The organism is Actinospica sp., assembly GCF_035552695.1.
Classification (GTDB): domain Bacteria; phylum Actinomycetota; class Actinomycetes; order Streptomycetales; family Catenulisporaceae; genus Actinospica.
In genome coordinates, this window is the sequence record NZ_DASZKT010000076.1 from 18343 (window position 1) to 29035 (window position 10693).

Here is a 10693-nt window from a genome sequence, read left to right on the forward strand (position 1 = left end):
CGTCGTACGCCGCGGCGTACTGCGATCCCTCGCACGTCATCCATGAGTTAGGGACTCAAGTGAGGGATACATGCGTACAACAAAAACTATAGCTGCGCTGGCTGCCGCCCTGCTCGCCGGAGGTGGTCTGGCCGCGTGCGGCGGATCCGGCAGCACTAGCTCGAGCAGCAGTTCGAGCACCGGTTCGGGCGTGCTCAACATCGGCATGCCGAACGGGGCGCAGTCGGACAACAACAACCCGTTCCTGAGCTCTTCGGCGGCCAACAGCCTCGGCTACAAGAACGTCATCTACGAACCCCTCGTGATGACGAACGCCGTGCAGCCCGCGCAGCCGGGCACCCCGTGGCTGGCCAGTGCGTGGACCTGGTCGAACAACTACCAGAAGCTCGTGCTGACCATCCGCAACGGCGTGACCTGGTCGGACGGCCAGGCGCTGACCGCCGCGGACGTCGCGTACACCTTCAACCTGGTCAAGGCGAACGCCACGCTGAACTCGTACGCGATCACGTTCGGCGACGTCTCCAGCAGCGGGAACACCGTCACGCTGACCTTCCCGAGCTCGCAGTTCGTGTACCAGACGCACATCCTGAACCAGTTCATCGTGCCCCAGCACATCTGGTCGAAGATCTCGAACCCGGCGACGAACGCGGTGGCGAGCCCGGTCGGCTCCGGCCCGTACACGCTGACCTCGTTCTCCGGCAACACCGCGACGCTCACCCGGCGCAGCTCGTACTGGCAGACGCTGCCGCAGATCAAGACGCTGCACTACACCTCGTACTCGTCGAACACGACGCAGACGCAGGCGCTGACCGACGAGCAGGCGGACTGGAGCTTCGTCTTCATCCCCAACCCCTCGGTGACCTACACGGCCAAGGACCCCGCGCACCTGAAGCTGTGGTTCCCGGCCGTGCTCGGCGACCACGGCCTGTGGCTCAACACCACGATCGCGCCGTTCAACAACGCCAACCTGCGCATCGCGATGAACGACGCGATCAACCGGCAGACGATCGTGAAGACCGGTGAGGACGGCTACTTCTACCCCGTCGTCACCAGCAACACCGGCATCCCGACCCCGGCCGGAAACTCGTACATCGGCAGCCAGTTCACCAGCGACACCGCCAGCGTCTCCGCGACCACGGCGAAGTCCCTGCTGTCCTCGACTCCCGGCTTCAGCTACAGCGGCAACAACCTGATGTACGGCGGCAAGCAGGTCTCCATCCAGCTCGCCGACCCGGCCGGCTGGTCGGACTACGACACCGACCTGACGCTGATCCAGAACGACCTGGCGACGATCGGCATCAGCGCGAGCGTCTCCCAGCCGAACGCGAACACGTGGACGACGAACGTGGCGGACGGCGACTTCCAGGGCGTGCTGCACTGGACCAACAACGGCGCCACCCCGTACGACCTGTACGCGACCATCTTCGACGGCTACACGCCGATCGGCCAGACCGCGAACACCGACTTCGGCCGCTTCCAGAGCACGGACGCGACCAACGCGCTCAAGCAGTACGCCAGCGCGAGCACCGACGCCGAGCGCACGACGGCGCTGAACACCCTCGAGAACATCGAGGTGACGCAGATGCCGTTCATCCCGATCATGGCGGCCAACGGCGGCGGCGAGTACAGCACGAAGAACTTCACCGGCTGGCCGGACGACACGAACCCGTACGCGCCCGCGCAGCCCACGCTGATCAACTCGCTGCAGATCATCCTCAAGCTCAAGCCGGTCTCGGGATCCTGATGACGGCCGAACAGACCACGGCGGTTCTCGAAGCCGAGGGCCTGACCAAGCACTTCCCCGTTCGCGGCGCGGGCCGAGAGGTCCTGCGCCGCGGCGCGGCCGTACACGCTGTGGACGACGTGGCCCTGAGCCTGCACCGCGGCCGGGTCACCGCACTGGTGGGTGAATCGGGCTCGGGCAAGTCGACCGTCGCCCGCCTGCTCGCGCAGCTGCAACCGCGCACCGCCGGCGCGGTTCGGCTGCACGGGCGGGAGGTGACGGTGCGCGGCGGACGCAAGTTCCGGGCCTACTGCCGGCAGGTGCAGCTGATCTTCCAGGATCCGTTCGCCTCGCTGAATCCGGTGCACACGGTGCGCTACCACCTGACCCGGGCCCTGCGCGTGCACGGCCACGCGGGACGCAACGCGCGCGACCTGGAGGACGCGCTCGCCGACCTGCTCGGCCGGGTGAGGCTCACCCCGGCCGAGCAGTACCTCGCCAAGTACCCGCACGAGCTCTCCGGCGGCCAGCGGCAGCGGGTCGCCATCGCGCGCGCCCTCGCCGCCGAGCCGGAGGTGCTGCTGGCCGACGAGCCGGTCTCGATGCTCGACGTGTCGATCCGGCTCGGCGTGCTGAACCTGCTGCGCGACCTGAAGGAGCAGTTCAGCCTGGCAGTGCTCTACATCACGCACGACATCGCCTCGGCCCGCTATTTCGCGGACGACACGATGGTGATGTACGCCGGCCGGATGGTCGAGGGCGGGGACAGCGAGACGGTCACCCAGAGCCCGGCGCATCCGTACACCCGGCTGCTGATCGCCTCGGCGCCGGACCCGGAGCGGATCGCGTCGGCGGTCGGCACGGCGGAACTCGCCGAGGACGACCTCGGTGAGCCGCCGAGCCTCGTCACGCCGCCGGAGGGCTGCCGGTTCAATCCGCGCTGCCCGCACGTGATGGAGCGCTGCCGGACGGACGTGCCGCCGCGCTTCGAGGTGAACGAGAGGCAGTGGGCCGCGTGCTGGCTCTACGACGGTTCCGAGTCCGGGACCGCGACCCCGACCACGCCCGCATCCGAGGCAGGTGACGCATGAAACGGCTGCTGACGCGGCTCGCGTTCTACCTCTTCACCGCGTGGGCCGCGATCACGATCAACTTCTTCATCGCGCGGACGCTGCCGGGCAACCCGGTCAGCGCCCTGCTGACGAAGTTCCAGGGCCAGATCAACTCCAGCGCGATCGCCTCGCTGACCGCGCTGTTCGGCCTGGACAAGCACCAGAGCGTGTGGAGCCAGTACGTCTCCTACTGGGGCCAGCTGGTGCACGGAAACCTCGGGATCTCGTTCTCGCAGTTCCCGGTACCCGTCAGTACGCTGATCGGCTCCTACCTGCCGTGGACGCTGTTCCTGGTGGGCACGGCCACGGTGCTCAGCTTCGTGATCGGCACCGGCCTCGGCGTGCTCGCCGGCTGGCGGCGCGGCTCCTGGCTGGACGGGCTGCTCCCGGCGACCGCGTTCCTGTCCTCGATCCCGTACTTCTGGCTCGGCCTGATCGGGATCAGCGTGCTCGCCGGTCCCGGCAGCTTCTTCCCCGGTTCCGGCAGCTTCGCGCAGGGCCTGACACCGGTGTGGACGCCGTCCTTCGTGGGCAACGCGATCCAGCACGCGCTGCTGCCCGCGGCGACGATCGTCGTCTCGTCGATGGCCGGCTGGCTGCTCGGAATGCGCAACATGATGGTGACGGTCGCGTCAGAGGACTACATCACCGTCGCGCACGCCAAGGGCCTGTCGGACAGTCGCGTGATGTTCAGCTACGCGGCCCGCAACGCGCTGCTGCCGAGCGTCTCGGGTTTCGCGCTCTCGCTCGGTTTCATCGTGAGCGGAACGTTCCTGGTCGAGATCGTCTTCAGCTACCAGGGCGTCGGCACACTGCTGATCCAGGCGATCGGCGCCGACGACTATCCGCTGATGGAGGGGATCTTCCTGGTCATCACGCTCGCCGTGCTGGCCGCGAACTTCCTCGCGGACCTGGCGTACCTGCTCCTCGACCCGCGTACCCGCAAGGAGGGCTGAACCGTGGCGAAACTGAGCAGACCCAGGTTTCTCCGCAGCGGCAAGGCGACCGCGGGCGCGCTGATCCTGCTGTTCTTCGTGCTCTTCGCGGTGATCGGGCCGTGGCTCGCGCCGTACAGCCCGGACGCGACCGGCGGGGCCCCCGTCGCCGCGCCGTCCTCCGGGCACTGGTTCGGCACCGACCAGCTCGGCCGCGACATCTTCAGCCAGCTGCTCGTCGGCACGCGCGGTGTGATCGTGGTCGGATTCGCGGCGGGCGCCATCGCGACGGTGCTCTCGCTGCTGATCGGCATCGCGTCGGGCTATCTGCCGGGACGCGGCGGCGAGGCGCTGAACGTGCTCTCGAACGTCTTCCTGGTGCTTCCAGCGCTGCCGCTGCTGATCATCATCACCTCGGCGACGCCCAACAACGGCGGCTGGATCGTGATTCTGACGATCGGGCTGACGTCCTGGGCGTGGAACGCGCGGCTGCTGCGGGCTCAGACGCTCTCGCTGCGCCGACGCGACTATGTCGAGGCGGCGCGCGCGACCGGCGAGTCCACCTGGCGGATCATCGGGTTCGAGATCCTGCCGAACCTGACCGCGATCATCGCCTCGGGCTTCGTCGGCACGGTCGTGTTCACCGTCCTGTCCGAGATCACGCTCGCGTTCGTGGGCATCAACGTCTCGGAATGGAACTGGGGCACGGTGCTCTACTGGGCGCAGAGCCAGGACGCGCTGGCGCAGAACGCCTGGTGGTGGTTCGTCCCGGCGGGCCTCGCGATCGCGCTGCTCGGCACGGGCCTGGCCCTGCTGAACTTCGGCATCGACGAGTTCGTCAATCCGCGGCTGCGGGCCGGCAGCAAGGCCCGGATCCGCACGAGGGCCGGTCGCAGGCTTCGTATGCGGGTCGGGTTCACGCCCGTGCTCGCGGTCGAGGAAGGGGATGCGCGGTGAGCGCGATGGAGATCGTCGAGACCTCGTCCGAGGACGGCGTCGCGCGACGCCGCGCCGTCGGCGAGCCCGTGCTCGAACTCAGGAACCTGAGCGTGGACTACGGAGTCGGCGAGTCGGCCGTGCACGCCGTGCGCGACGTGGACCTGACCCTGCATCGCGGCGAGGTGCTCGGCCTGGCCGGGGAGAGCGGCAGCGGGAAGTCGACGCTGGCCTACGGTATGACGCGGCTGCTCGCGCCGCCCGGCGTGGTCGCGGGCGGACGCGTGATCTACCACGCGCCCGGCAGCGAGCCGGTCGACGTGCTGCAGCTCAGCGACGCCGAACTGCGCCATTTCCGCTGGGCGCAGACCGCGATCGTCTTCCAGGGCGCGATGAACTCGCTCAACCCGGTGCACCGGATCCGCACCCAGCTGACCGACGTGATCAAGGCGCACGAGCCGGACACCCGGCCGGCCGAGCGGCTCGACCGTGCCAGGGAACTGATGGCGCTGGTCGGGATCCCGGACGACCGGCTCGAGTCGTATCCGCATCAGCTGTCCGGCGGGATGCGGCAGCGCGTGATGATCGGCATGGCCATGGCGCTGCGTCCGCAGGTCGTGGTGATGGACGAGCCGACCACGGCGCTGGACGTGGTGATGCAGCGGCAGATCCTGTCCCGGATGATCAAGCTGCGCGAGCAGTTCGACTTCGCGGTGCTGTTCATCACGCACGACCTGTCGCTGCTGGCCGAGTTCGCGGACCGGATCGCGATCATGTACGGCGGCCGGATCGTGGAGAGCTCGCCGAGCGCCGACCTGTACCGCGAGCCGCTGCATCCCTACAGCAAGGGCCTGCTCGGCTCGTTCCCCGCGCTGCGCGGCGAGCGGCGCGAGCTGACCGGCATCCCCGGCTCGCCGCCCGACCTGCGCGCGATGCCTACCGGCTGCACCTTCCACCCGCGTTGCCCGCACGCGTTCGAGCCCTGCTCCGTCCAGCGCCCGCTGCTGACGGTGGCCGCGCCCGGACGCGACGTCGCCTGCTGGCTGCACGCCACCCCCGATACAGAGGACTGACATTGGACACCACCGTAGCCCCTGACCACGCCGCGCCCCGTTCCGGAACCGGTTCCGCAACCGTTTCCGGAGGCACTGCCACGACCTCGGACCCCTTCGCCGAGCCCTCGGAGCAGCTCATCGGCACCCTCCCCGCGAACTTCAAGTGGGGGACGGCCACCTCGGCGTACCAGATCGAGGGGGCCGTCTCCGAGGACGGTCGCACGGACTCGGTCTGGGACACGTTCTGCCGCGTGCCGGGCGCGATCGACAACGGGGAAGTGGGCGATCCGGCCTGCGACCACTACCACCGGATGCCGCAGGACGTCGCGCTGATGCGCGAGATCGGCCTCGACGTCTACCGCTTCTCGCTGGCCTGGCCGCGGATCCAGCCCGGCGGCAGCGGCCCGGGCAACGATCGCGGCCTCGACTTCTACGATCGCCTGGTCGACGAGCTGCTCGCGGCCGGGATCGACCCCTGGCCGACGCTGTTCCACTGGGACCTGCCGCAGGAGCTCGAGGACGCGGGCGGCTGGCCGAACCGGGACACGGCCTACCGTTTCGCGGACTACGCGGAGCTGGCCTACCGGCGGCTCGGCGACCGGGTGACGACGTGGACGACGCTGAACGAGCCCTCGGTCGTCACGACGCACGGCTACCTGAGCGGCGTGCACGCGCCCGGCCGCAAGAGCCTGGCCGACGCCGCGGCCGCCGCGCACCACCAGCTGCTCGGGCACGGCCTGGCCGGCGCGCGCATGCGGGAACTCGCGGCGCAGGCGGGCAATCCCTTCGAGCTGGCCATCACGCTGAATCTGGGTCCTGCGACGCCCGAGACGGACGCCGCCGAGGACCACGAGGCGGTGCGCCGCGCGGACGGCTTCAACAACCGGCTGTACATGGATCCGTTGTGGCACAAGCGCTACCCGGCCGACGTGGTCGAGGACCTGGCCGCGCAGGGCGTCACCATCCCGGTGCAGGACGGCGACCTGGAGATCATCGGCGCCCCGATCGACGCGCTGGGCATCAACTTCTACTTCGGCATGCAGCTCAGCGGGCGCGCCGAGGACGGCTCGATCCTCGACGCCGACGGCGCGCCGGTCTCCCGGCACGTGCTCCAGGGCCGGCCGCAGACCGCCATGGACTGGGAGATCATGCCCGACGAGTTCGCGAAGCTGCTCAGCCGCGTCGGCCGCGAGTACCCCGGGGTGCCGCTGTACGTCACGGAGAACGGAGCCGCCTTCGCCGACAAGCCGGACGAGAAGGGCTACGTGCACGACGTAGACCGTGCGGGTTATATCGCCGACCACATCGCGGCGGTCGCGGTAGCCCGAAAGGAGGGCGCGGACCTGCGCGGGTACTTCGCCTGGTCGCTCTTCGACAACTTCGAATGGGCCTACGGGTACGACAAGCGCTTCGGCATCGTGCGCGTGGACTTCGACACGCAGCAGCGCACCCTGAAGCACAGCGCGCACTGGTACTCCGAGACCATCCGCCGCGTGCGCGGCCGCTGACCCGCGCACGGGTGCACACGTCCGCGGTGCGGAGCATGCGGTCCGCACTACCGCACCGCTTCGCCGCCGCGGACGCACGGGTGCCCCGGCCGACGCTTCCGTCGGACCGGGGCACCCGGGCACGCCGTTCCCCGCTCCGCGACCTCGCTTGACCGCCGGTCACCCGACTGGCCGCCGCCGCGCGGGCGAGCTCGTCCCTCGTGGCGGGGGGCTAGTCCTTCTTGAACAGACCCTTCACCTTGTTCACGGCGTCCTCGCCCATCTTCTTGACATCCTCGGCGTCGAACTTGCCGTCCTGGTTGGCGTCCATCTTCTTCTTGGCCTGGTCCATGGCCTTGTCCTTCATGGACTGGCCCTGCTGCTCGGCCTGTTCACCCTGCTGCGCGGCCTGGTCCTGAGCCTGCTGAGCGGACTCCTGGCCCTTGTCCTTCATCTCTTCGAGATCGGGCATGGGGTTTCACATCCTTAGGTGATGGGTGGAAGTAGCCGCGATCATGCGGCTCCCCCGACACCCGCCACGCTAGCCCGACATGTCCGGCTATGCACCTTTTGCAACGGCGGCCGCGATGAGCTTGTGGTGCCGCACGACCTCTTCGACGATGAAGTTCAGGAACTTCTCCGCGAACTGCGGCTCGAGCTGCGCCTCCTCGGCCAGCCTGCGCAGCCGCTTGATCTGCTCGGCCTCGCGCGCCGGGTCCGCGGGCGGCAGGTCGTGCGCCGCCTTGAGCTCGCCGACCTTCTGCGTGCACTTGAAGCGCTCGGCGAGCAGGTGCACCAATGCTGCATCCAGGTTGTCGATGCTGGCGCGCAGCAGTTTCAGCTCCGCCAGCACGGGGGTGTCCGACTGCGACGCCTGCCCCGGCGTGCTGAGCTCGGTCACGTCCATCACTCCTCGCTGAGTACCGGTCAAAGAACGGTTGGTGGGCCCGCCACCTGCGCACGGACCCTACCGCCCGGTCCGCGGACGCCGCCGATCGTCTCAATCGGCGAGCCGGGCCTGGTCGTCGATCGGGGTCCGGCCGCTGCCGGACGGCCGCCGTCCGACGGCCGCCCTGTCTGACGACCTCTATCCGAGCTCGGATATCGCGGCTCGTATTCCCGCGAGCTCCTCCCGGGCGAATTCCCCAAGCGCCCGGCCGTCCGCCGAGTCCGTCCACCGCGCGAAGGCGCCGTGGAACGCCCGGACCCCGAGTTCCGCGGCCAAGCTCGCCGAGGGATCCCCGACGCCCCGCTCGTGCAGCGCGCCGACCATCGCCTCAGCCAGCACCGACCGCTTGAACGCGGCCCGCTCCTGCAACTCCATGCTCTTGTCGATGACCGTCCGAAGCCGCCGACCCATCTCTCGGCGGTCCTCCGCGAAGGTCGCCGTGAGAGCGTCGAGCGCCGCGGCGACGGCCTCCAGCGGCGAAGCCGGCTCGGGCATCGCCTCGATCGCCTCGGCCAGCACCCGGCTGTGCAACTCCTGCCCCGCGAACAGCACCTCCCGCTTGTCGGCGAAGTGCCTGAAGAAGGTCGTCTTCGTCAGCCCGCCGGCCCGCTCCGCGATCTCGTTCACCGTGGTGGCGTCGTACCCCTGCTCCGCGAACAGGTCGATCGCGGCGCGCACGAGCCGTTCCCGCGCGTTCGGTTCCCATCGAGCCATGCCCACAGCATAGGTGATGTGACCAAGTAACCTCATTTTCCGTCGTGACGTGACTTGGTAACGTCACCGTGCTAGCGTGATGTTACCAAGTCACATCACCTCGTCTCACCAGGAGGCTTCCCATGCGCGTCTTCGTCACCGGCGCCAGTGGCCACATCGGCTCAGCTGTGGTGCCCGAACTCATCCAGGCGGGCCACGAGGTCGTCGGCCTGGCCCGCACCGCGGCGTCGGCGGACGCCGTCAAGGCCATGGGCGCCGAGGTCCGTCGCGGCGACCTCAACGACCTCGACGGACTGCGCGAGGCCGCCACCGACGCCGACGCCGTCATCCACCTGGCGTTCGACCACGCCAGCATCGCCGCCGGAACGTTCGCCGACGCGGCCGCCGCGGACCTGGCCGTCGTGCAGGCGCTCGGCAGCGCGCTCGTGGGCACCGGCAAGACCCTCATCGGCATCGGCCTGAAGCCCACCGGCGACCCGCAGCGCGACGCGGTCATCGCCGCGAACCCGCGCCATGTCGTCGCCGACGCGATCAGTGAGCTGACCGACCGCGGCGTACGCACGATCCTCGTCGCGATTCCCCCGGTCACGCACAGCGATCGCGACGACCACGGCTTCGTCCCGATCCTCATCCGGATCGCCCGCGCCACCGGCGTCTCCGCGTACGTCGGCGAGGGCGCCAACAACTGGCCCGCGGCCCACGTCCTCGACGTCGCCCGCCTCTACGCCCTCGCGCTGGAGAAGGCCCCCGCCGGCGCCCAGCTGTTCGCCGCCACCGAGCCCGGCATCCCCGTCCGCACCATCGCCGAGACCATCGCCCGCCACCTGGGCGTCGAGCCCGTCAGCATCTCGCCCGAGCAGGCCGCCGAGCACTTCAAGACCTTCCCCTTCAGCACCCTCGACATCACGATGTCCAACGCCGACACCCGCCGACTCCTCGGCTGGCAGCCGACGCACCCCGGCCTGCTCGCAGACATCGAACACGGCCACTACTTCGCGGAGGGCTGAGGCGGCGGGCCTCGAGTCAGAAGCGGTGGGTCGTGGAGCCGAACGGGTCGCCCTTGGCGTGCGCGTCGATCTTCGTCGGGGTCACCGAGAAGACCACGCTCGTGAAGTGGTCCACCCCCGGGTCGGAGAAGCCGCCCTCGTGCGCCTCCAGCGCCCACCGGCCGTCCCACTTCGGCGCCCACAGCGGAGCCAGCCGCTCCAGCACCGCCTTGTCGGTCACCTGCGCCGCCGTGCCCTCGATCACGACGTCCAGCCCGCGGTCCCAGCTGTCGCAGCCGGTGGTCAGCACGACGTGCGGGTTGGCCTGGAGATTGGCGAACTTCACCTCCGTGGCGCCGGTGTGGAAGTGGATTCCGCCCTCGCCCCACGCGGCGACGAGCGGGGTCTGGTGCGGTCTGCCGTCCGGTCGAACGGTGGTGAGCCAGAACAGCTCGGCCGCCTCCAGGACGCGCACCGTGTCCTCCCAGCTCGTGGGCTTCGCCTCGGGAGCGCTGTAGCGGCGGTTGACGGCGGTGCTGACGGGAGTGGTCATCGAAGCTCCTAGCGCATGCGTCCAGTCGGTGTGACCCCAGCGTCATTGTCGCTGAAATCCCCCGGCTCCGGGCGTCACGTACTCATGGGAGCGGGCGCTTACAGGCAGGAGGAGAGCAGTTGGTTGGCCCAGTCGAGGGCGTCGGCGTCGGAGAGCGATTTGGGGGTGGAGGGCTGGTCGCGGTCGGCGGCGCGCTTGAGGGCGAGCATTTCGTGGGCGTACTTGACCAGCCGGGGGTGCATG

The 10693-nt window shown here is 69.4% G+C and carries 11 protein-coding genes; 7 read left to right on the forward strand and 4 right to left on the reverse strand.

The window, feature by feature from the left end; genetic code table 11:
• Window positions 1-70 precede the first annotated feature (70 nt).
• From VG296_RS10345 to VG296_RS10370, 6 genes are all read left to right on the forward strand, one after another.
• Window positions 71-1744: an ABC transporter substrate-binding protein gene (locus VG296_RS10345; protein ID WP_325565416.1), complete on the forward strand. Its 1674-nt coding sequence runs from the start codon at window positions 71-73 to the stop codon at window positions 1742-1744.
• Window positions 1744-2814 (forward strand): ABC transporter ATP-binding protein, encoded by a 1071-nt coding sequence (locus VG296_RS10350; RefSeq protein ID WP_325565417.1) that lies wholly within the window; start codon window positions 1744-1746, stop codon window positions 2812-2814. The genes VG296_RS10345 and VG296_RS10350 overlap by 1 nt, the downstream gene beginning before the upstream one ends.
• On the forward strand, window positions 2811-3791 hold the full coding sequence (locus VG296_RS10355) for an ABC transporter permease (protein ID WP_325565418.1): 981 nt from the start codon (window positions 2811-2813) through the stop codon (window positions 3789-3791). Before VG296_RS10350 ends, VG296_RS10355 begins: the two co-directional genes overlap by 4 nt.
• A gap of 3 nt (window positions 3792-3794) precedes the next feature.
• Window positions 3795-4727, forward strand: coding sequence for an ABC transporter permease (locus VG296_RS10360; protein WP_325565419.1), 933 nt, complete (start codon window positions 3795-3797; stop codon window positions 4725-4727).
• Between the two features lie 5 nt (window positions 4728-4732).
• Window positions 4733-5779: an ABC transporter ATP-binding protein gene (locus tag VG296_RS10365; RefSeq protein WP_325565426.1), complete on the forward strand. Its 1047-nt coding sequence runs from the start codon at window positions 4733-4735 to the stop codon at window positions 5777-5779.
• A gap of 119 nt (window positions 5780-5898) precedes the next feature.
• Window positions 5899-7269, forward strand: a complete 1371-nt coding sequence (locus tag VG296_RS10370; RefSeq protein ID WP_349259517.1) for a GH1 family beta-glucosidase — start codon at window positions 5899-5901, stop codon at window positions 7267-7269.
• Between the two features lie 211 nt (window positions 7270-7480).
• On the opposite strand, the gene VG296_RS10375 is transcribed toward VG296_RS10370, so the two are convergent.
• The 3 genes from VG296_RS10375 to VG296_RS10385 form a co-directional block, all read right to left on the reverse strand.
• A complete protein-coding gene (locus VG296_RS10375; RefSeq protein ID WP_325565421.1) occupies window positions 7481-7720 on the reverse strand; it encodes a hypothetical protein in 240 nt (79 codons plus the stop codon).
• An 87-nt stretch (window positions 7721-7807) separates the two neighbouring features.
• Complete coding sequence (locus VG296_RS10380) at window positions 7808-8149, reverse strand: chorismate mutase (protein ID WP_325565422.1); 342 nt, start codon at window positions 8147-8149, stop codon at window positions 7808-7810.
• 186 nt (window positions 8150-8335) lie between these two features.
• Window positions 8336-8911: a helix-turn-helix domain-containing protein gene (locus VG296_RS10385; RefSeq protein WP_325565423.1), complete on the reverse strand. Its 576-nt coding sequence runs from the start codon at window positions 8909-8911 to the stop codon at window positions 8336-8338.
• A gap of 122 nt (window positions 8912-9033) precedes the next feature.
• Between VG296_RS10385 and VG296_RS10390 the strand changes: the two genes are divergently transcribed.
• Window positions 9034-9918: an SDR family oxidoreductase gene (locus VG296_RS10390; RefSeq protein ID WP_325565424.1), complete on the forward strand. Its 885-nt coding sequence runs from the start codon at window positions 9034-9036 to the stop codon at window positions 9916-9918.
• Window positions 9919-9934: 16 nt separating this feature from the next.
• On the opposite strand, the gene VG296_RS10395 is transcribed toward VG296_RS10390, so the two are convergent.
• The gene (locus tag VG296_RS10395) at window positions 9935-10450 is read right to left on the reverse strand and encodes a pyridoxamine 5'-phosphate oxidase family protein (protein ID WP_325565425.1); all 516 of its coding nucleotides are present in this window, start codon (window positions 10448-10450) and stop codon (window positions 9935-9937) included.
• Window positions 10451-10693: the final 243 nt, after the last annotated feature.

Excerpts from the sequence above, each read along its gene's own strand:
- VG296_RS10345 (WP_325565416.1), top strand. The coding sequence starts at position 71 with ATGCGTACAACAAAAACTATAGCTGCGCTGGCTGCCGCCCTGCTCGCC.
- VG296_RS10350 (WP_325565417.1), top strand. The coding sequence starts at position 1,744 with ATGACGGCCGAACAGACCACGGCGGTTCTCGAAGCCGAGGGCCTGACC.
- VG296_RS10355 (WP_325565418.1), top strand. The coding sequence starts at position 2,811 with ATGAAACGGCTGCTGACGCGGCTCGCGTTCTACCTCTTCACCGCGTGG.
- VG296_RS10365 (WP_325565426.1), top strand. The coding sequence starts at position 4,733 with ATGGAGATCGTCGAGACCTCGTCCGAGGACGGCGTCGCGCGACGCCGC.
- VG296_RS10375 (WP_325565421.1), bottom strand. The coding sequence starts at position 7,720 with ATGCCCGATCTCGAAGAGATGAAGGACAAGGGCCAGGAGTCCGCTCAG.
- VG296_RS10385 (WP_325565423.1), bottom strand. The coding sequence starts at position 8,911 with ATGGCTCGATGGGAACCGAACGCGCGGGAACGGCTCGTGCGCGCCGCG.
- VG296_RS10390 (WP_325565424.1), top strand. The coding sequence starts at position 9,034 with ATGCGCGTCTTCGTCACCGGCGCCAGTGGCCACATCGGCTCAGCTGTG.
- VG296_RS10395 (WP_325565425.1), bottom strand. The coding sequence starts at position 10,450 with ATGACCACTCCCGTCAGCACCGCCGTCAACCGCCGCTACAGCGCTCCC.